At 69.7% G+C, this 20,020-nt stretch carries 16 protein-coding genes and 1 pseudogene; 13 read left to right on the plus strand and 4 right to left on the minus strand.

The features are described 5' to 3' along the window. Nucleotides 1-372: 372 nt before the first annotated feature. Both ACSMXW_RS23515 and ppgK read left to right on the plus strand, forming a co-directional pair. Nucleotides 373-1,404 (plus strand): 4-hydroxy-3-methylbut-2-enyl diphosphate reductase, encoded by a 1,032-nt coding sequence (locus tag ACSMXW_RS23515; RefSeq protein ID WP_485799125.1) that lies wholly within the window; start codon nucleotides 373-375, stop codon nucleotides 1,402-1,404. A 526-nt stretch (nucleotides 1,405-1,930) separates the two neighbouring features. Then, the gene (gene ppgK, locus ACSMXW_RS23520; RefSeq protein WP_485799127.1) at nucleotides 1,931-2,677 is read left to right on the plus strand and encodes a polyphosphate--glucose phosphotransferase; all 747 of its coding nucleotides are present in this window, start codon (nucleotides 1,931-1,933) and stop codon (nucleotides 2,675-2,677) included. Nucleotides 2,678-2,954: 277 nt separating this feature from the next. On the opposite strand, the gene ACSMXW_RS23525 is transcribed toward ppgK, so the two are convergent. After that, nucleotides 2,955-3,836, minus strand: coding sequence for a DUF6542 domain-containing protein (locus ACSMXW_RS23525; RefSeq protein ID WP_485799128.1), 882 nt, complete (start codon nucleotides 3,834-3,836; stop codon nucleotides 2,955-2,957). Nucleotides 3,837-4,405: 569 nt separating this feature from the next. Here ACSMXW_RS23525 and ychF point away from each other — a divergent pair. The 6 genes from ychF (at nucleotide 4,406) to ACSMXW_RS23555 (ending at nucleotide 12,302) form a co-directional block, all read left to right on the plus strand. After that, a complete protein-coding gene (ychF, locus tag ACSMXW_RS23530) occupies nucleotides 4,406-5,494 on the plus strand; it encodes a redox-regulated ATPase YchF (RefSeq protein WP_485799129.1) in 1,089 nt (362 codons plus the stop codon). 749 nt (nucleotides 5,495-6,243) lie between these two features. Then, nucleotides 6,244-9,027, plus strand: coding sequence for an NACHT domain-containing protein (locus ACSMXW_RS23535; protein WP_485799130.1), 2,784 nt, complete (start codon nucleotides 6,244-6,246; stop codon nucleotides 9,025-9,027). A 513-nt stretch (nucleotides 9,028-9,540) separates the two neighbouring features. Then, a complete protein-coding gene (locus tag ACSMXW_RS23540) occupies nucleotides 9,541-10,749 on the plus strand; it encodes an IS701 family transposase (protein ID WP_485808251.1) in 1,209 nt (402 codons plus the stop codon). 317 nt (nucleotides 10,750-11,066) lie between these two features. Continuing rightward, nucleotides 11,067-11,399, plus strand: a complete 333-nt coding sequence (locus tag ACSMXW_RS23545; protein WP_485799131.1) for a hypothetical protein — start codon at nucleotides 11,067-11,069, stop codon at nucleotides 11,397-11,399. Nucleotides 11,400-11,756: 357 nt separating this feature from the next. Next, a complete protein-coding gene (locus ACSMXW_RS23550; protein ID WP_485799133.1) occupies nucleotides 11,757-11,897 on the plus strand; it encodes a hypothetical protein in 141 nt (46 codons plus the stop codon). A gap of 48 nt (nucleotides 11,898-11,945) precedes the next feature. Next, the gene (locus tag ACSMXW_RS23555; protein WP_485808252.1) at nucleotides 11,946-12,302 is read left to right on the plus strand and encodes a replication initiator; all 357 of its coding nucleotides are present in this window, start codon (nucleotides 11,946-11,948) and stop codon (nucleotides 12,300-12,302) included. 557 nt (nucleotides 12,303-12,859) lie between these two features. On the opposite strand, the gene ACSMXW_RS23560 is transcribed toward ACSMXW_RS23555, so the two are convergent. The 3 genes and pseudogenes from ACSMXW_RS23560 to ACSMXW_RS23570 all read right to left on the minus strand — a co-directional run bounded on the left by ACSMXW_RS23560 (nucleotide 12,860) and on the right by ACSMXW_RS23570 (nucleotide 14,841). Then, on the minus strand, nucleotides 12,860-13,261 hold the full coding sequence (locus tag ACSMXW_RS23560; RefSeq protein ID WP_485799134.1) for a ubiquitin-like protein Pup: 402 nt from the start codon (nucleotides 13,259-13,261) through the stop codon (nucleotides 12,860-12,862). Nucleotides 13,262-14,077: 816 nt separating this feature from the next. Continuing rightward, nucleotides 14,078-14,185 (minus strand): annotated as a pseudogene (locus ACSMXW_RS23565) (IS5-like element IS4811 family transposase); the annotation flags it as partial. Beyond that, entirely contained in the window at nucleotides 14,167-14,841 is a 675-nt protein-coding gene (locus ACSMXW_RS23570) for a site-specific integrase (protein WP_485799136.1), read from the minus strand. The gene ACSMXW_RS23570 and the pseudogene ACSMXW_RS23565, both read right to left, overlap by 19 nt. A 1,144-nt stretch (nucleotides 14,842-15,985) precedes the next feature. On the opposite strand from ACSMXW_RS23570, the gene ACSMXW_RS23575 reads away from it, so the two are divergent. The 5 genes from ACSMXW_RS23575 to ACSMXW_RS23595 all read left to right on the plus strand — a co-directional run bounded on the left by ACSMXW_RS23575 (nucleotide 15,986) and on the right by ACSMXW_RS23595 (nucleotide 20,020). Continuing rightward, entirely contained in the window at nucleotides 15,986-16,966 is a 981-nt protein-coding gene (locus ACSMXW_RS23575) for an NlpC/P60 family protein (protein WP_485799138.1), read from the plus strand. A gap of 152 nt (nucleotides 16,967-17,118) precedes the next feature. Beyond that, nucleotides 17,119-17,343 (plus strand): hypothetical protein, encoded by a 225-nt coding sequence (locus ACSMXW_RS23580; protein WP_485799140.1) that lies wholly within the window; start codon nucleotides 17,119-17,121, stop codon nucleotides 17,341-17,343. A gap of 269 nt (nucleotides 17,344-17,612) precedes the next feature. After that, nucleotides 17,613-18,335 (plus strand): RICIN domain-containing protein, encoded by a 723-nt coding sequence (locus ACSMXW_RS23585; protein WP_485799142.1) that lies wholly within the window; start codon nucleotides 17,613-17,615, stop codon nucleotides 18,333-18,335. A gap of 41 nt (nucleotides 18,336-18,376) precedes the next feature. After that, a complete protein-coding gene (locus ACSMXW_RS23590; RefSeq protein WP_485799144.1) occupies nucleotides 18,377-18,817 on the plus strand; it encodes a WapI family immunity protein in 441 nt (146 codons plus the stop codon). A gap of 231 nt (nucleotides 18,818-19,048) precedes the next feature. Then, nucleotides 19,049-20,020, plus strand: coding sequence for an asparagine synthase-related protein (locus tag ACSMXW_RS23595; protein ID WP_485799146.1), 972 nt, complete (start codon nucleotides 19,049-19,051; stop codon nucleotides 20,018-20,020).

Raw genomic sequence — 20,020 nt, forward strand, 5'->3', positions numbered from 1 at the left:
GCTCGCGTCGTGCCGGGGCTGCGGATGGGTGCCTGGTGGCTCGCGTGGTTCCCGACGCCTTCGGGGGCGCGCACTGTCTCGGAGATGCTCCTTCCGGGGTGGCCTTGTGCCGGGGTGCTCGGGAAGAGGAAGAGAGAGGGGAGCTGCGCGACCAGCCACAGCGATGGCCGTCTGTTCACCACCGGCCCCAGGGGCGCCCCTGTCGTGGCCGGGCCGTCGGGCCACCGGGGCACGGGGCCACCGGGCCGAGCCGAGCCGGGGGCGCGGCCCCCTGCCGGGGCGCCCTGCCGGGGCGCCCCGGAGGGGCGCACCGGGGGCGACGCACCCCCCGGGGACCCGTGAGGGCGGGGGCCCGCCCTTACGATGGTGGCCATGACCGCTTCGTCAGCCCGCCGCGTCCTGCTCGCCGCCCCCCGTGGCTACTGCGCGGGCGTGGACCGTGCCGTGATCGCCGTCGAGAAGGCCCTGGAGCAGTACGGGGCCCCGATCTACGTCCGCCACGAGATCGTCCACAACAAGCACGTCGTGCAGACCCTGGAGAGAAAGGGCGCGATCTTCGTCGAGCGGACGGCGGAGGTGCCCGAGGGGTCGATCGTGATGTTCTCCGCGCACGGTGTGGCGCCGGTCGTCCATGAGGAGGCCGCCGAGCGCAGGCTCGCCACCATCGACGCGACCTGCCCGCTGGTCACCAAGGTGCACAAGGAGGCCGTGCGGTACGCGAAGGAGGACTTCGACATCCTCCTGATCGGTCACGAGGGCCACGAGGAGGTCATCGGCACCTCCGGCGAGGCCCCCGACCACATCACCCTGGTCGACGGTCCCGAGGACGTCGCCAACGTGGAGGTCCGCGACCCCTCCAGGGTCGTCTGGCTCTCCCAGACCACGCTCTCCGTGGACGAGACGATGGAGACGGTCGACGCCCTCAAGGAGCGCTTCCCGCAGCTCGTCTCGCCGCCCAGCGACGACATCTGCTACGCCACCCAGAACCGCCAGATGGCCGTCAAGCGGATGGGCGCCGAGGCCGACCTGGTCATCGTGGTCGGCTCGCGGAACTCCTCCAACTCCAAGCGGCTCGTGGAGGTCGCCAAGCTCGCCGGCGCACGCGACGCGCACCTGGTGGACTTCGCCGAGGAGATCGACGAGGCCTGGCTGGAGGGCGTCGGCACGGTCGGCGTCACCTCCGGCGCCTCCGTGCCCGAGGTGCTCGTCGAGGGCGTGCTGGAGTGGCTGGCGGCCCGGGGCTACGAGGACGTGGAGATCGTCAAGGCCGCCGAGGAATCGATCACGTTCTCCCTCCCCAAGGAGCTCCGCCGCGATCTGCGCGCCGAGGCCGCGGCCCTCGCCACGGGGGCCCGGACGGCCGCGACGCCGGCTTCCGGCGGCGCTGAGGGCACGTCCTCCTAGGCAGTCCAGGCGGTCCAGGTAATCCAGGCAGTCCAGGCAGTTCAGGCAGTCCCCCCTGGGCAGTCCTTCCATGCAGTCCTCGGCCCGTAGGAGTCCGGGGCACGTGGGGCGTCTGCGGCCGGACTGCGCGCCCCGGAAGGGACGCGGGGCTGCTCCGGACGGGGCTGCGGGTGGATCGGAAGGGGCCCGCTGGCCGGCGGGCCTGCTCCGAAAGGGGCGCGGGGCCGGATCGGTATGCGGCTCCCTCGCGTGGGCGCGCGCAACCCCCACCGGCCCCCCACGCTTCGAGGGCGTGGAGGCACCCCCACCGGACCCGGCAGCAGCCCCCCGGGGCCGGTGGAGCCCCCTGGGCCAGGTGGCCGGCAGACGGCCATCGTCATGGGCCGGTCGCGCGGTTCCCCGCGCCCTTCCCGGGCGCCCGTAAGCCGTGGAGGCGCCGCAGAAGGGCGCGGGGTCGCCCCTGGGGACCACCGCCTACGTGCGATTACGCGCGCGTGCCGGGCCGTGGTCGCCGTACCGTGGGAATATGCAGATCTTCGGTGTGGACATCGGCGGAACCGGCATCAAAGGCGCCCCTGTGGACCTGGGCCGCGGCGACCTCGCGGACGAGCGCTACAAGGTGCTGACGCCGCATCCGGCGACGCCGGACAAGGTGGCCGACGGGGTCGCCGAGGTGGTGGACCACTTCAACTGGCAGGGCCCGGTCGGCATCACGTTCCCCGGTGTGGTCACCGAGGGCGCGACGGTGCGGACGGCCGCCAATGTGGACAAGTCCTGGATCGACGTGGACGCCCGCGCCATGATCAGCGAGCGCATGGGCGGCCACCCCGTCACCGTGATCAACGACGCGGACGCGGCGGGCGTCGCCGAGATGCAGTTCGGCGCGGGCCGTGGCCGCGGCGGCACCGTCTTCGTCCTCACCTTCGGCACCGGCATCGGCAGCGCGCTCTTCATCGACGGCCGTCTCGTGCCGAACACGGAACTCGGCCACCTGGAACTGCACGGGCACGACGCCGAGAAGCACGCGTCGACGAAGGTCAAGGACGACCACGACATGAGCTGGGAGCAGTGGGCGAAGCGGGTGCAGAAGTACCTGGCCCACGTCGAGATGCTGTTCTCCCCGTCGCTCTTCATCATCGGTGGCGGCGTCAGCCGCAAGGCGCACAAGTTCCTGCCGCTCATCAAGGGCATCAAGGCCGAACTGGTCCCGGCACGCCTGCAGAACAACGCGGGGATCGTGGGGGCGGCCATGCATGCGGCGAAGGAGGCATAAGGGCGCCGGCTCACGGGTTGGCGCTCCGGCGTGCGCGGCGATGTGCTTCGGCGTGCGCGGCGATGTGCGTTCGGGGCCGCCGACCCTTAGGCGGTGACGGCCCCCTCGTGCCCTCGACGGTTGGGTGCGCGGGACCGCCGTCCCCGGGCCGTCGCCCGAGGCACCCCGTGCGCCACGTGCCCGGCGGCCGTCGCCCCGGGGCGTGCGCGACGGTCGGCGGCCTCCGGGCCTCCGGGCCCCCGGCCCCCGGCCCCCGGCCCCCGGCCCGCTCCGCCGCTCAGGCGGGCCTTCGCCGGGGCCGGGGCGGCCCCTCGCCCGGCCGCGGCGGGCGCAGCCGGCTCTTGGGCCCCCGTTGGCCCTTGGGCATCCGTTCGCCCGTGCCTCCGGCACGGCTCACATCGCCGGTACCGCTCGCACCGCCGGTACCCCGCGCACTCCCGGTGCCGCCGGCACCACGGACCCCGCCCGCGTCGCCGACACCGCGGGCCCCGCCAGTACCGCCGCTACCGCTGCCGCCACCGCCCCCACGGCTCCCGGTGACCCGCCCGCCGGCCGTACGCGGCGTCGTCCCGCGCCGCTCGCCGGGCGCCGCGGAGCCCGCTGCCGCCGCCCTGCGCCGCCGGTCCTCGGCCCGCCGGCTCGCGAGCCGCATCAGCCGGACCTTGCGGACGGTCGTGATCACGCTCGCGATCAGGGTGCCCCCGTACAGCCAGACCGCGTACATCGCCAGCGCCGTGAACAGCCCCATCAGCCGGCCGCCGACGCCGTCGTCCGCGCCGCCGGAGATCGGCAGCGCCCCGAGTGCGAAGCCGATGGGCACGGCGACCGGCGCGGTCAGCAGGTCGGCGCGGCGCACCCAGAGCGCCGTCAGGGCACTGACCGGCAGGAACAACACTCCGTAGACCACCGGTGACCCGCCCAGGAGCACCAGATCCAGACAGGCGAGCAGGAACATCGTCCCGGCGCAGAACAGGCCGCTGCCGAGTCCGGTCAGCCGGGGATTGGGGGCGTGCCGCAGCGCGCGTACCAGGCGAGGGACGGCCCGCACCAGACGGGGCACGGAGCGGAGCAGCAGCGCACCGGCGCGCGCCAGGCCGAACGCGACGGTACGGGAGGGCGGCGGGGCGGGGCGGCGCGAGCGGTCCGGGGCGGGGCGCACCGCAGAGCCGCGCGGCCCGCCTTGCGGCGGCAGTGGCGTGGTCCGGCGCGGTCGTGACTGTGGGGGACGCGTCCTGGGGTGGTCCACATGCACCAACCTAGGTCCGATCATGTGCCGAGCAGGTCTTTGGACACGCACTTTGGCCGAGCTTCACCGGCCGTTCGATACGCCGCGGGTCGGACGGGCGCCCGCGGAGCCCGCGACGCCGTCGCAGGGAACGAGGACGTGGCAGGGAACGAGGACGTGGCTGGAAAAGAGGACCAGCAGGGAACGAGGACGTAGCAGGGAGCGAGGACGTAGCAAGGAACGACGCCGGGAAGTCTCCGCCGCGGGCCGCAGCCGGGCGCGGCGGAGGCGCGGCCGGGGCGCGGCCGGGGCGCGCCCGGGTACGACACCGCCGCCGGACAGAGCGCTCGCGGAACGCCGTAGACTGGTGGATCGGCCCGCACCATCCCGGGCCCGATCCGCCCGCAACCCGCACCCGCATCCCCAACCCGCACCCGCCACGCTCCACCCGCTGACCCAGCTCAGCCAGCCAAGCCCAGCCCAGACATCCGGGAAGTCGCAACGTGTCGCTCACGATCGGAATCGTCGGTCTGCCCAATGTCGGCAAGTCGACCCTGTTCAACGCCCTGACCAAGAACGACGTGCTCGCGGCCAACTACCCGTTCGCCACGATCGAGCCCAACGTCGGCGTGGTGGGCGTGCCCGACCCGCGGCTCGAGAAGCTGGCCGAGATGTTCTCCTCCCAGCGGGTCCTTCCGGCCACCGTGAACTTCGTCGACATCGCGGGGATCGTGCGGGGCGCCAGCGAGGGCGAGGGCCTCGGCAACAAGTTCCTGGCGAACATCCGGGAGTCGGACGCGATCTGCCAGGTCATCCGCGCGTTCAAGGATGAGAACGTCGTCCATGTGGACGGCAAGATCTCGCCCAAGAGTGATATCGAGACGATCAACACCGAGCTGATCCTCGCCGACCTGCAGACCATCGAGAAGGTGCTGCCGCGGCTGCAGAAGGAGGCGCGGGTCAAGAAGGACCTCCAGCCGAAGCTGAAGGCGGTGGAGTCCGCGAAGGACATCCTGGACGGCGGCCGCACCCTCTTCGCGGCCGGCATCGCCCAGGGCACCGAGGCCGCGGAGCCGCTGCACGACCTCCACCTGCTCACCACCAAGCCGTTCCTCTACGTCTTCAACGTCGACGAGGACGAGCTGGCCGACGAGGCCTTCAAGGAGGAGCAGCGCGCCCTGGTCGCCCCCGCCGAGGCGATCTTCCTGGACGCCAAGCTGGAGGCGGACCTCGCCGAGCTGGACGCGGACGAGGCGCTGGAGCTCCTGCAGTCCGTCGGCCAGGAGGAGCCGGGCCTGGCGACCCTGGCCCGCGTCGGCTTCGACACGCTGGGCCTGCAGACGTACCTGACCGCGGGCCCCAAGGAGGCCCGCGCCTGGACCATCAAGAAAGGCGCCACCGCCCCCGAGGCCGCCGGCGTCATCCACACCGACTTCCAGAAGGGCTTCATCAAGGCCGAGGTCATCTCCTACGACGACCTGATCGAGGCCGGCTCCGTCGCCGACTCCCGCGCGGCGGGCAAGGCCCGCATGGAGGGCAAGGAGTACGTCATGCAGGACGGGGACGTGGTGGAGTTCCGCTTCAACGTTTAGCGGGCGCCGCAGCATCGGCGTAGCGATTTAGCAAACGCGCAGGTCAGGCGGGGTCGGTTCCCTTCGGGGTCGGCCCCGTCGCCGTATCCGTTGCTGGATCCGTGCTGGATATCCTGACGTCTCGTCATCTGTCGTCATCCCTGGTAATCCGCACCCCTGCTGGATCGGTGCTGGATGGTATTGACGGGCCCATCAGCTAGTTGGGCGTGGGTGGGGTTGCGGCTCCGTTGTGAACGGCTGTTGCAGGGCCGTCGTCGGCGTCAGGCCGGGTGGGGCGCCGGTGGTGTCACTTCCGATGGATGACGGGCAGGGGTTGCAACGGAGACGTCGCAACCGACTGCCGGGAGCGGTAGCGGCGCGGGATGAGGGGCGATCGCGGCTCGTCACTGTTAGGCCGGGAGCGAGCTGGTGACCACAGACTTCCAGTGGTTGCTCCCGGCGAGGGGGCTCAATTCCATGGCAGGTATCGGTTCGCTCTGCCGGGGCAGGTGCGGATTCCCGCGGAAGGGTGGAGCACGCCGGGCCGCGCCGTGCGCCGGCGGCCGTGTGACTCGCTCCGTGCACCACAGGCATTCCCTATTTACTTGTTCCCCCCGATCCGCCCTATCCCGAGAATGTCCCGAAGTTGCCCGGCGGCCGCGAACTTGCTTTTAGTATGGCGCCGTTGAGCAGACGACGGCTGCTCGTTCCAGCCCTGCCGCGTCCTTGGCCCAGGGCACCGACCGTGGCCCGTGACTCGGAGAACGCACGTGGAAACCGCCGCCATAGGTGCGCGCCTCGCATCGAGCGTGGTGAGCCCGCTCATCAAGAAGCTTTTCATCCGGGACGGCGACGGTGCCGGCCTCGTCGATCGTCCCGTGCGCATCTCCAAGCTGGTGTCCTTCCGCGGTGAGAAGCGGACCCTCGATGACGCGGACCTGCACAAGATCTCGGAGGAACTGGTACGCCGGGCCGCGCAGTCGACCGGCGTCGACGACCTGCTGCCGTCCTTCGAGAAGCGTGCTGTCGCCAATGCCGTTGCGGACTCCCTGCGCTCCATGGGCACGCTCACCATGAACGACGTCCAGGCCGTGCAACTCGGTCACCTGGAGCTGTCCCGTCACCTCAGGCACGAGAATCCGACCGCCACGCTGGGTCTGTCCAGCGACGCGGTGGAGCTGCACGCGAGCGTAATGAACACCGCCTGCCTCCACATCCTGAACTTCTTCACCCAGCGCTCCACCTTTGTGCCGCGCACGCTGGTCGAGCAGAGCAGGAACCTGGAGGTGCTGGCGGCCAAGATCGACGCGTTGATCGCCCGCGAGCCCTCTCCGGCCGACGGCCCCTTCGAAGACCGGTACGCCGAGTACATCGCGGCCAAGCACGGCCGGCTGAGTATCTTCGGCCTGGATCTGTCGGGGGCGCGGGAGACCTGGCGGCTGAACGCGGCCTACCTCAGCCTGGATGCGGTGGGCGAGGCCGGTGCCGTGGGAGCGGTGCCCGCGCTGTTGCCGGCGGACCAGGTGCTCTCCGGGCGCGGCCGGGTGCTGCTGAGGGGCGTGGCCGGATCGGGGAAAACGACCCTGGTGCAGTGGCTGGCGGTCTCCACCGCCCAGAGGCACCTCGACGAGCGCTTGCTCTACCTGTACGGGCTCGTGCCGTTCGTGCTTCCGCTGCGCACGCTCACCAGGGGCGGCGCCGCGCTGCCCACACCGGACGGCTTTCTCTCCGCTGTCGACTGCCCGATCGCGGGCCTCCAGCCGCTGGGCTGGTTCGACAGGGTGCTGCGCTCGGGCCGGGGGCTGCTGCTGGTCGACGGCATCGACGAGATCCCGGAGACGGACCGCGACGCTGTCCGCTGCTGGCTCCGCGAGCTCATCGGCATGTATCCGAAGAACCGCTGGCTCGTGACCTCCAGGCCGTCGGCCGTTCGGGAGCACTGGCTGATTGCCGACGACTTCGCGGAACTCGACCTCGCGCCCATGACGAGGGACAATGTCGCCGAGTTCGTCATCCGCTGGCACGATGCGGCGGGCATCAGTGACCAGTACGCCCATGAGCTGATCCGGGCCGTCCGCACTCGGCACGACCTGGGCAGGCTGGCCACCAACCCTCTGATGTGCGCCCTGCTCTGTGCGCTCCATCAGGACCGGCACGGATACCTTCCCGAGGGCCGCAAGGAGATCTACGACGCGGCGCTCTCCATGCTGCTGTTCCGCCGGGACCGGGAGCGGGGCGTCTACAAGAATGGCACGATCCACATCAGCGAGGCCCACCACATCCAGCTGGTCCAGAAGCTGGCCTACTGGATGATCCGCAACGGTCGCTCCGAGATGGACCGCGCCGATGCGATGGAGATACTGCGGCAGGCCCTTCCCGCCATGCCGCAGGTCGCCGAGCAGGGCACCCCGGAAGAGATCTACCGGCACATCCTGGTGCGTAGCGGCCTGTTGCGCGAGCCGAGCCCCGGAACGATGGACTTCATCCACCGGACGTTCCAGGACTACCTGGGGGCGAAGGCGGCGGTGGAGGGGCTCGACTTCGACTTCCTCGTCGCCAACGCCCACCTGGACCAGTGGGAAGACGTCATCAGGATGGCCGTCGCCCATGCCCGGCCGATGGAACGCAGTCGGCTGCTCACCGGTCTCACCAGGCGCGAGGACGTGTCCCGGCACGACATGAACCGCCTGCGCTTGCTGGCGGCGGCGTGCCTGGAGCATGCCACCGAGTTGGACCCCGAGGTGCGGCTGGAGGTGCAGCGGCGCACCGCCGCCCTGATTCCGCCCCGCACCGCCGACCAGGCGCGGGCCCTGATCGACGTGGGACCGGTGGTGCTCGACCTGCTGCCGGGCCCGCGGAAGGCACCCGTCGGCCAGGGGATGCCGGAGGACCGAGCGGACGGGCCGCCCCCCGAGCCCCGGACGGGCACAGCCCGGTCCGACATGGCACAGAACGACGCGGACGGAGCCGACGCGGACGAGGCGGACCCGACCGGCGCGCAGCTGGCCGCGGACGAGGGATACTTCACGGTGCTCACCGCGGCTCGCATAGCGACCGACGCCGCGATCCCCGTGCTCACCCGGTACCGGAGTCATCCGGACCTGCGGGTTCGCTCCGAGCTCGCGCGGGCCTGGAACCGCTTCGACACGGACACCTACGGGAAGGAAGTCATCGCGTACCTGGACGAGCAGGAGCTCTACTTCCCGGTCTCGAACATCCGCGAGCTACAACTGCTGCACAGCTTCGGAGGCCGGGCGCGCATCAAGGTCGCGGGGGAGCTGACGGCCGACGAGTTCGTCCAGTGGTGCCACAAGGAGTCCCTGACCCACCTCTGGGTCGAGGCGGACATGGGCGAGAACTGGGGCTGGCTGAGCCGCTTCCCCCGGCTCGGCTCGCTCACCATTGAGACGTCTCTCCCGCACATCGAGATCCGCCAGCTCGCCAGGATGTTGTCGCTGCGGGTGATCCGGCTGCCGGAGGGGGTGGCCGTCTCGGGGGCCGACCTGCTTCCCCCGTCCATGCAGGTCCAGCAGGTCCGCCTCGGCGCCCTCTGAGGCACCCGGCATGCCACTCAGCCGGACGCCGTCGGCCATGGGCACCACTGGCGCCCACGACGGCGTGCCCGCGCCCCGCATCGGCCGGCCGCCGGTGGGCCGACGAGACCCCGACCGCATCGAGACTCCGTACGGGGCCAGCCACACCGGGCTCACGCCCGGCGTTCCGCCGTGCCCGCCACGCCGCACCCACGGCGACCACGCGGCTGCCTAGGCGGGCACGTAAGACGCGGATTGGGTGGCCGCTGAACCGCGGGGGCTCCACGGCGAGTGCAGCGCGGATCTAGGTGGCGAGGAGGGTGCGCCTGCCGGTTGTGAGCGTGCGGTGCGCACCTGTGGCTACGAAGCTCAGCAGGGTAGGGGGACGGACGTGCCATGACGCGACTTCTAGTAGTGCTTGGTCAGGTGCATTCGCCGGTGGCGTGTCCGTTTGATCGAGTGTGTCGTTGATCGGGTGTGCTGGATGGGGAGTTGGCTGCGGTCCGGTGTGATCTGGAGGACTTCGCGGCGGAGATGTTCGAGCCGTTCGCGCGGGTGGATCAGCGCCGGTGGGGCGAGGTCTGTCTGCGGGGGCTGCTGCTGGACGGGCGGCGTAAGTCGGTGGAGCCGATGGCCGCCCGGCTGGGTGAGGACGGCAACCGGCAGGCTCTGGCCCACTTCATCACCACCAGCCCGTGGGAGGCGGCGCATGTGCGGGCCCGCCTCGCCTGGCGGATGCAGCAGGTGATCAAACCGACGGCTCTGATCATCGATGACACCGGCTTCCTCAAGGACGGGGACGCCTCGGCCTGCGTGGCCCGGCAGTACACCGGCGCTGCGGGCAAGGTCACCAACTGCCAGGCCGGGGTGTTGCTGCATCTGGCCTCCGACGCAGCGTCGGCGGCCGTCGACTGGCGCCTGTTCCTGCCCGAGAGCTGGGACCCCGCCTCGCCGAAGGCCGATCCGGCCAAGGTGGCCCGCCGCGCGAAGTGCGGCCTCCCCGAAGAGGTCGGCCATGTCGAGAAGTGGCAGCTTGCCCTGGACATGATCGACGAGACGAGGTCGTGGGGCATCGAGGTCCCGCTCGTCGTCGCCGACGGCGGCTACGGCGATGCCGCAGCCTTCCGCCTCGGGCTGGAGGAACGCGGCCTTGACTATGTGGTGGGCATCTCCACCACGACCACTGCACAGCCGGAGGAAGCCAGGTCCCACATCCCGCCCTACGGCGGTCGCGGGCCTTGGCCGCAGCCCGTTTACCCCGAGCCGGCCCAGGCCGTGAAGAAGCTGGTCATCGAGGCCGGCAAGCGGGCCGCGAAGCCGGTGCAGTGGCGGGAAGGCTCCCGCCCGGGCAGTGGCCGCAGCGGCTTGAAGCGGATGTACTCGCGGTTCGTGGCCCTGCGCATCAGGCCCGCCGGACGCGAGATCCGCAAGAACACCGACGGACCCGAACTGCCCGTGCGCTGGCTGCTGGCCGAATGGCCCGCCACCGAGCCCGAACCCGTGCAGTTCTGGCTGTCCAACCTGCCCGCCGACACCCCGCTGGCCACCCTCGCGCGCACCGCGAAACTGCGCTGGCGCATCGAGCACGACTACCGCGAGATGAGGCAGGTCCTGGGCCCGACCCACTTCGAGGGCCGCACCTGGAGAGGCTGGCACCACCACGTCACCCTCGTCTCCGTCGCGCACGCCTTCCGCACCCTCCAGCGCATCACCCGGTCCCCAAAAGGGACGGCGCCGGCCTGAGCCTCTACAAGATCGCCCGCGAACTGCAGCTACTCCTCGCGGTCTGGACCGGCGCCTGCCCCACCTGTCACCGCGACATGCCACAACCGATACCGACCTGACCAAGCACTACTAGGACGGGCTCCCGGATCGCCTACGATCGCGCCCGTGAGGTACTGGTGGTGGAAACGACAGTGGACGTACACGCCTACCAGGTCAGCCAGGACGCCTTCGAGAAGGGCGTGCAGGAAGGCAGGTATGTGCTTGACAACCCGGCCGACGGGAGCTGAACGGTGAGAGGGAGACCGTCTGTGCGCCGGCACAGTGACGACGCCTTCGTGCTGAGATTCGTCGGTGCCCAGAGCGACCTGCTGAAAGCGGCACTGTTGTGGATCGCGAGCCGGCGAGAGGGACAGGCGTCGGTGCGTATCTGGGCCGGTGCCGATCCGGCACGGCTGGAGAGGTTGCGCGAGCGTCTCGGCGACGCCGAGGAGAACGTGTACTCGGTCGACGAACTGCATATCCTCCATGCCGCGCTGCTCTCTGTGCACAGCTTGTTTCTCTCAGAGCAGGACTTCTACGACAAGTTCGGATTTTTCCGGGAGAACATACTCGCACTGGCGAACGGCCTGGTGACTGCGCTCGTGGAAGCCGAGTCACCAACTGGCTGACGCACACCAGCGCCCACCTGACGGCCGGTGCGTCGGAGGTCTCCCCTCCGGCACACCGGCCTACCTCGCCTTCCGGCTCCTGCTGTGTGCGTTGCCGAGCGCGTCACCGTCATCGAACTATTTCACGATCACCAGCGAGCAGTACGCCCTGCTGCCGGAGTTGGCGACGGCGTTCGACTACGGTGAATACGCTCTGAGAGACGTGAGGTCCCTGATCGACGAATGACGGAAACCTCCCGGTACGTAGGGCCGGTGTGATGCAGGCGGCTCCAGTCGCCTCCACCACACCGGCCTTACCGCTTCAGGCGGAGTGGCTTTCGCCTGCGACTGCCGCACGGAAGGCCGTCCGGGCCCGCTGTGGAGCCGCTGGACGCCGACGTCATCCTGGCCGCCACGTTCCCCCGCCTGTTGGAACAGATCACCGCTACCGGCGCCTGCTCCCACCCCGTCTACCTTTCCGGCTCCACCACCATGGACGACACAACCGCGAGATCCTGACCCACTTGCGGACACCCGCAACGAACCCGGGGAACGCCTCCTGATCCGCTGCCGCGACCGACGGCCAGCGTCTGCCCCGCCTGCTCCCGCCTCCACGCCGGAGACACCTACCACCTCGTCCGCGCCGGACTCCTCGGCGGCAAGAAGGTCCCCGACTCGGTACGGCACCGAACTCAGGGGGAATTCAGGAAAAGGTGGAAGAGGATGGATTTACTGGTGGATAGGTGCGATACGGATACCGGATCGCCAACATGGGGAAGAAGGGTGAACAGAGGCACGTCATCGATGAATGCGACGGAGGAAAGTACTGCTCTCGAACCTTGTCCTGCACGACCCTCTACGAAGCTGTGGGGACTGCGGCCGGGGCTGTTATCGCTGGCATGGGGCTGTTCTCGGCGATCGTGACCTTCGGCCCATGCTGGCGGCGGACCGTTCCCTTAATTGAACTCCTCTTCCCAGGCGAGAGGCTTCCCATAGAGGGGCCGTCCGTGCATGGCCTCACTATCACCCCGAGGCCGCCAGTCTCCTAGTCACCGAGGCATGTGGAACCTGGAGCCGATACGCCCACGAAATCACGCACAGTCACCAGCAGGCTGGCTCCACGAGGAACTGGCGACAGTTGAATACGCGAGCTCACCGGTAATCCCCGCATCTGAGGAGCCTTGGGTTCTACGCTGGCGTGGCGTCCGAGTCCTGGACGGTGGCCACTCCCAGTCCGTGGTGGCCACCGAAACTGCCGGGCGGGCACGGGCCTACGAGCGACTGGAACCGGAACGGCCACCTTGCCACCATCGACAGGCACCATGCAGGTTCCGGTCTGCCGTGGCCATGAGGATAAGTGGTCGGCATCAGCGAGCTTTCTGGCTTTCCAACTCTAGACGCTCCCTATGCGGGGGTGATCTACCCGCATAGGGAGCTCCCAGCCCGTCATCTTGGTGACGGGACCTCATGCAAGATCGAGCTTAGAGCTCGTCCTTGAGCCGTCCGATCCAGAAACTCCCCGATGGCGTCATGCTCGTGAAAGTCGTGGTCGCGTTGGTGTTTTCGTCCACGACCGTAATGTTGGCGCGGACAAACTCGTTGGGGTCGTTCTCGAGAACGGCGTCAGTCTCATCGAGGAGTTCGTCGCAGTCCTCCCTTATCTCAGGCGCTCGCTCGCCCTGGACAATGGCGTAGTCAGCCCTGCCATCGCCATCGGAGTCCCCAGGCTCAATGTCGCAAGCCCGGCCATTGCTTGTATTGAGCGCTTCGAAGCTATCGCCCACACCCGCAGTCTGTGCACTGGCACTACCAGTCGTGGCGATTGCTCCACCCATCAGCACTGCTACAGCAGCGCCAGCGTGCAGGAGAGTACGAATCCTCATCAGTTTCATTACCTTGGTCTCTTCCGGTCAGAGGTCAGAGGTCAGAGGTCAGAGGCATTAGGGACAGTGTTCGGTCCATGGCTACTCAGCCTCACGCCCGCTAATGTCGCGTGGCCCTCTTTGCGTCGCTCAGGCATCGATCTCAATGCAGAAGCGACATCGTCAGGGGCGCGCGAAACTAGGGGATGCAGTGAGGGGCGGATAGCGAACGACAGCAAAGCGTCGGGGGGATACCCGATACGCCGCCGTGGTCTCTTTCGGAAGGACGGGGCACTTTCGGGCACTAAGGAACGATCAGCCGATTGTGGGGCATGTTCCTCCCGATGTTCTCCTGGGCGGGCAACAAGGGTGGTTGCGCCCAAGAGGTCATCCCTATTTCCTCGGAGGATGTATCTCACTCTGCCCTAGAGCCGATAGAAGCGTCATACGTCAAATTACTTGCTTTATCAGCAGGAATGGCTTCGGTTGCTCGCCTTGGGGCCGACACGGGCCCAGTCATTAGTTGTAGATGCTGTTGCTCACGGCCGCAGCCGGAGGGAGTGTCACATGTACTACGTACACGGCAGGGGCTGCTGGCTGATTACGACTGTCCCGGTGCCCCTATACGCCTTCACGGCGCAGTGACCCGCATGGGCAGGTGGCTGTTGCGACAGATGGTGTGATCTGGCCGGGGTTCAGACGATGCGCACGGGTGCCGGGTGGCGTTGGTCAGCCATGACGGCGAGCTTCGGGGTGACAAGCGGGCAGAGCACACGGTCAGCGATGGCCGGCTTGGCCTGGAGCCCGGCCTGGTCCATGGACGGGCAGCGCGCCTACGTCGGCCAGTGCCGGTTTCCTCGGCCAGCTGGGGGTGGCCCCTTTCCGGGCAAGGCGTCTGGTCATGAGGGTGATGGCGGCCCAGGTGATCAGGGTCTCGGATTCTCTGAACTAACTTGCTGAGGGCTCTCCGGGCCGGGTGCGAGAAATGGTGACGGTGCGTCCGGTGATGCGGCTGAGGTCGGGCATGCCGAGGGAGACGGTAGTTGGCTGGTCGATCTGGGGGAGTTTGGCTTCCGCGCCGGCGAGGCTGACCTGAAGCCCTTCGACTTCGCCGAGCCAGCCCTCGCGTTCGGCTTCCGCGATGCGTGCATTGAGGTTGTCGATGATCTCGACGAGGCGGGGTCTTTGGACCGGGTCGGGCCGCAGCATGGAACAGCGGACGCAGGCGTGTTCGTGGATGCAGGGTGTGTGCCGAAGGCCCGTCCGCAGGTTCCGATCGAGACCTTGCGGCGTTCGAAGTGGCCGAGGAACTCCTCCCATTCCTCGTCGGTGGGGGTACGGTATTCCTCGCTGGGGCGGCTCGCCCGGCGCCGGGTGATGAAGGCCCGGTGCGCTTCCACGGCTTCCTGCGGATAGATCGCCTTGTATCCCATGGTGGTGTTGATGTCGCGGTGTCCGCAGATGACCTGGGCGATGTGGGGCGGAAGCCCGTTGGAGACCACGTCCGTGACGAACATCCTGCGAAAGTCGTGCGGCTGGAGCCGGAGCGGCTCGCCGTCCGGACCGGTGAGGCCTGCGCCGGTAAGGACGTCGTTGATCATGCCTCGGATGGCGTGCGCGGTGACTTGGCGGTGCTCGGTGACGTACCGGTAAGGGCCGCTCCGGGGCGCGGAGCGGCCCTTTCTCGTCTGACCAGTCAGCGAGTCGGCCCTTGGTCAGCCGGTGGTCGGTCGTCCAGAACTTGGTTGCGGTGGCGGTGCCCGCCTTCACCCAGGGCTTGGGATCCGGGGCGCAGAAGGCAGCGGTCGGGTTGATGAAGTGGTAACGGCCGCGCTTCTCGTAGACGTCGAACTGGTACTGCTTGTAGACCTCGCCCGCGCGCAGCTGGTAGTGCGCGTGCTTCGCCAGATTGGCCGTGTACGAGAAGGTCTTGCCGATGGTCTGGGTGACGTCGAAGCCGACCGCGGCGTTGATCTTCGCTATAGGCACGCCGAGCGTGGCGCTGACCTTGTTGGCGGTCTCCACCTTGTAGTCGATCCTCATCTGTCCGGGTCCCCATCCGGCGATCACGTACCCGGGCTTGTTGGGCCACGCCTTGAGTGTCTTGACGAACCTGACGTTGCGTATTTCCCGGTCGATCACACAGCTGGGGGCGTCTTGGGCTGCCGACGCGTTGGTGACCGTGTCGGCCGACTGGGCGGTGCGGGCCCCGTCGTGGAAGGGGTTGATGGCGCCGGCGGTGATGCCGCCGGCGAGCACGTTGCCGGCGAGGGCCGCGACCACCAGGGTGCGGGTCCGCCGGGTACGGGTCATGCGCATGTTGTTTCCTCCTGTGCGGGAGATGAGTGAGTGGGTCGTGGGCAGCCGGGCGGGACCGTGTGGGTCGTCCTCGGCTGGGGTTCGCGTCTGCCTGCGGTCGTCGACACCGGTGAGCGGCAGGGCGGGCCCGGCGCACGGCCGGCGGCGCCTTCGACGGGGGCGCCACCCGGCGGTGCGGGGCGGTGGAAAGAGCGTTGCCCAGCGGCTGGCGGCCCGGCAACGGGTTACGGCGGCCTGGACAGTCCCGCCTTGTCTGTGCTGGTCACAGGCGGTGTCCGAGGGCGGGACGCCGTTCTCTCACCGGGGCGTGGCGCAGCGCGGAGCGTCCTGGACTGTCCCGAACGCCTGAAGATCTAGCGAGACACCGACGAGGCGAAACAGCCTCCTTGCAGGCCGCGAAATCCCGGCCCGTCAAGGGAGGTTGAGATGGCACAGCAGACCCTGCTCCAGGCGCCGCGGCAGATGGCGGAGCAGAAGAGGAAGCAGACACGTCGGCACGTGCCGGCGGCTCACCGCAGACCCAGGCCCTTCAGCGCGCGGGACGACTCCCGCAGCGGGACGTGGCTGTGGGCCGTTGCGGGACTGGTCGTGGCGTTCGTGCTCTCGCTGCTGGCGGGAGCGCTGCTGGGCGTGCACGGCCCGGCATCGTCGTCGCCGGACCGTCCAGCGGTCACGCTCCAGCCGCAGCACCCTTCCGGATCCGAGCCCGCGCCGGCGAAGCCGGCGACGCCCGCCCAGCCGGCGACCCCTGCGAGGCCTGCGGAGTCCACCAAGCCGGGCACGGTGGAAGCCCAGCCCGCGAGCACCAAGAGGGTCGCTCTGCGGCCCGGTGACACGCTCTGGGAGCTGGCCCGCACGCACGGCACCACCGTGAAGGACCTGCAGCGCCTCAACGACCTGGGGTCCTCGACGCTGATCTACGCCGGGCACACGCTGCGCGTGCCCGCCACGGCGGACTCTCCCAGCTCTACACGGCAGCCGAAGACCACCCCGAAGACGACTTCGCACACGCCGAGCGTGAAGGCCGGCGAGCGGCCGAGTGCCAAGCCCACCACCAGGGCCCCGAACGCCGTCATCGCCTATGCCAAGGCGCAGCTCGGCAAGCCCTACGTCTGGGGCGGCACCGGACCGCGCGGCTTCGACTGCTCCGGCCTGGTGCTGCGCGCCTGGCAGGCGGCCGGGGTGAAGCTGCCGCGCACCACGTGGGACCAGATCCACGCCGGCACCGCCACCACTCGCTCCCGCCTGGTGCCCGGTGACCTCGTCCTCGCCTACGGCGGCGGCCACGTCGCCCTGTACATCGGTGGGGGACAGGTCATCCATGCCCCGCGGCCCGGCACCGTGGTCACCACCGCCCCCCTCCCACCCCCCGGGGTTGTCGTCGCCTACCGCCACATACACCCATGAACCCCCTGAAAGGATGGTTGCACATGACGTGCCCCCAGGCGGTCCCCGGCACCCCGATACCCCACTCCGCCGGACAACGCTGGAAAACGGCCCTGATCCAGGGATCAGCTGCCCTTAAGCTCCCCTGGTACTCACCAGACAAGGGGGCGGTCATGGGGCAGGGGCCCGATCCGGCAGCGGCACACAATCCGGCGGAGTTCGTGGAACTGATGCGCCGGTTACGTCACTGGGCGGACCTGAGCTACCGGCAACTGGAACGCAACGCCTCCACCGCCGGCGACGTCCTGCCGCGCGCGACGCTTTCTGCCGCCCTCAGCCGTGACGAGCTGCCTCGCGAGGAGCTCCTGGTCGCCTACGTACGGGGCCTGCGGCGGTAACGACGCCACGGTGTCCGCCTGGGTCGACGCCCGCCGACGCCTGGCCATATCCGCCGACCGGGCACCCACAATCGCCCTCCCGAGCGCCCCGCATACCGCTGCCATGGAGGACGACGACACACCACAGCAGGCACCGCAGGGCCGCAACGAAGCCGCCGACGACCAAGAAGACCCGGCCGCCGGCCCGGCCGCCGGATCGGGCCCCGGCCCCGACGACGACACCGCCAGCCCCCCACCCCCCCTGGAACTGGCGCCGGCAGGTACCACGGGTGGCGACCATCGCCAGCATCGTCTTCGCAGTACTCGCCCTGGCCCTGTGGCCATTCGGCGACGACTCCGACGACCGCGCGGACAGCCCGTCCCACGGCGCCTCGCCCAGTAACACTCCACCCAAAGCCATCCCACCCAGCACACCGTCCAAGCAGCCCGGCGCCTCCCCCAGCAGCAGCCGTTCGGCGACCGACGAGGCCCCGGACTCCCCGGCCGGACACCAGCAGACCACCCCCAGCACCACCCCCACGCCCAAGAACGCCTCGACCCGGCCGCCGGCCGCCGGACCGACCCACATCCACCCCGTCTCCGCCCCCTCCCGGTGCCTGACCGAGGGCCGCGAACGCAACGGCCGCACCGACCGCCCCATCGCCGTCCAGACCTCCTGCGCCAACGCCCCCATGCCCCGTGTTTCCATGGAAAAGGTGAGCGGGCAGACCTACCGCATCCAGTGGTACGACCCCGACCCGGACAAGGGCCTCGGCTGCCTGGCCGTCGACGACGCCTCACCCTCACCCGGCACCCTCATCGCCCCCAGAGACTGCACAGGCGACGCCAGCCAGGCCTTCCGCCTGGAACCCTCCCACGGCGGCTTCCGCCTCCGGCCGGTCCACAGCAACCTGTGCGTGGGATTCCTCCCCCCGATCACAGACGGCGCCGAAGCCATCCAGACCGCATGCACCGGCACCTCCGACCAGGCATTCACCTTCACCGCAGGCTGACCGACGTCCAACCAAAGGTGCGTGAAAGGTGCGTGATAGCGGTGCTACTCGCTGACGATGCACATCGCATCAAGCTGCGTCCGCTGCGATACGAGTTCCCCACAGCCAGCGGCGACCACTTCGACGACAACTGGCTGGTCATCGGCGGTGAAGTGGCCACGCCCGACGGCAACTGGTCCTTCGCCGACCCGTGCCTCCTCGTCGAGGAAGCACGCACGATCCCACCATGGCTGCGCGCCGTCGCCGGAGCAGCACCCCACAGCACCCAGCCGGACCTCCACTTCCTGGAGCCCTGTCTGTCCTTCAGCCACACCAGCTGTGACATGGTGCGCGTCCATCTCGCACACGAAGCAGCGCCACCCTGGCGGGAAGGCGATGAGCGCTTGGACACATACGTCATCGAGATCAAGGCCACCCCCAGCGGCCTGCACCAGGCGGCGGATGACTGGGACCAGTACCTAGCTCCATTCCCCTCGCGCTAACCACGGCACATACCGGTATCGCCGAAGACGACGACACCGCCTGACGGTGATCGGCGAGTGCGGCGCCGACGACGCCCAGCTCCGGTATGCGCTGCCGGTCGTACGGGCGAAGGGCTGGCGGGCGCTGACCCGGCTCGTACCTCGTCGTCGCCCGCAGCGGCGAGACCCTGGCGGTGATCGGGGATTCGCCGGGCAGCACCCGGTGTACTACCGGAGCGATGCGGCCGGCACGTGGTGGTCGACCGCCGCGTCCTCGCTCGCCGCGCTGCCCGTGCCCTCCCGGCCTCCCGGATCGACCTGGCCGGGGCCTGGCGGCAGACGGCCGCCGAATTGCGCGGGCCCGAGCGGGACTGGATTCCCTACGCCCAGCGCCCGCTCGCCTGGACGCCGCTGCTGGCCTCGGCGGACTGGATGACCCACGGCGCCCGGCTGATGCTCGCCTCCGCCCTGGGCGAGGCTGCCGGCGCGCTCACCGACGCGCCGTCCCGGCTGGCCGAGTGGTCCGACCGGCAGGACCTGGCGCGGGTCGGCGCGGACAGCGCCGGGTGGCGGGCGCTCGCGCTCGCCGGGCACGGCATCGAGCTGGCCGCCCCGTTCCTGGACAACGAGGTGATCCGGGCCTGCTTCGCCGTTCCCGCCGACGAGCGCGGCGCCCCCGGCGCCTACAAGCCGCTGCTGGACGCGGCGTTCACCGGCAGCCGGGTGCTGCCCGGCTTCGTGCTGGCCCGTACGACGAAGGGCGGGTTCAACGCCCTCACGTACGCGGGCTTGCGCGACAACGCGCCGGTCCTCAAGAACCCGGGCCTGCGCGACAACGCGCCGGTCCTCAAGAACCTGCTGGGGCCGTCGTCGCAGTTGGCGGCACTCGGGCTGGTCACCGAGCAGCCGGTCGCCGACGCACTGGCCCGGGCCGCGGCCGGGCAGCCGACCGCCCAGGGCGCCCTGCACCTGGTGGTGGCCGCCGAGGTGTGGCTGCGGCAGCACGCCGCCACCCTGACCGGCCTGGTGGGAGGAGATGGGCGGTCCCGCAGCGACAAGCGGTTCTGCGCTCTGGCCTGGAGCAGGCGGATCGCCGGTGGCGCCGCTGCCAGGCCGAGGCCGTCGCCATCGGCCTGTGGTACACCCCCGGCGTCGAGACCGAGCACGCGGTCCAGCGTGGCCGTTTCGTTCAAGACCGCCAGCGGAGCCCTCGCCTACCGTTGA

The sequence above is a fragment of the Streptomyces sp. DSM 116793 genome (assembly GCF_057320905.1).

Excerpts from the sequence above, each read along its gene's own strand:
- ACSMXW_RS23515 (WP_485799125.1), top strand. The coding sequence starts at position 373 with ATGACCGCTTCGTCAGCCCGCCGCGTCCTGCTCGCCGCCCCCCGTGGC.
- ppgK (WP_485799127.1), top strand. The coding sequence starts at position 1,931 with ATGCAGATCTTCGGTGTGGACATCGGCGGAACCGGCATCAAAGGCGCC.
- ACSMXW_RS23540 (WP_485808251.1), top strand. The coding sequence starts at position 9,541 with ATGTTCGAGCCGTTCGCGCGGGTGGATCAGCGCCGGTGGGGCGAGGTC.
- ACSMXW_RS23560 (WP_485799134.1), bottom strand. The coding sequence starts at position 13,261 with ATGAGGATTCGTACTCTCCTGCACGCTGGCGCTGCTGTAGCAGTGCTG.
- ACSMXW_RS23570 (WP_485799136.1), bottom strand. The coding sequence starts at position 14,841 with ATGATCAACGACGTCCTTACCGGCGCAGGCCTCACCGGTCCGGACGGC.
- ACSMXW_RS23575 (WP_485799138.1), top strand. The coding sequence starts at position 15,986 with ATGGCACAGCAGACCCTGCTCCAGGCGCCGCGGCAGATGGCGGAGCAG.
- ACSMXW_RS23580 (WP_485799140.1), top strand. The coding sequence starts at position 17,119 with ATGGGGCAGGGGCCCGATCCGGCAGCGGCACACAATCCGGCGGAGTTC.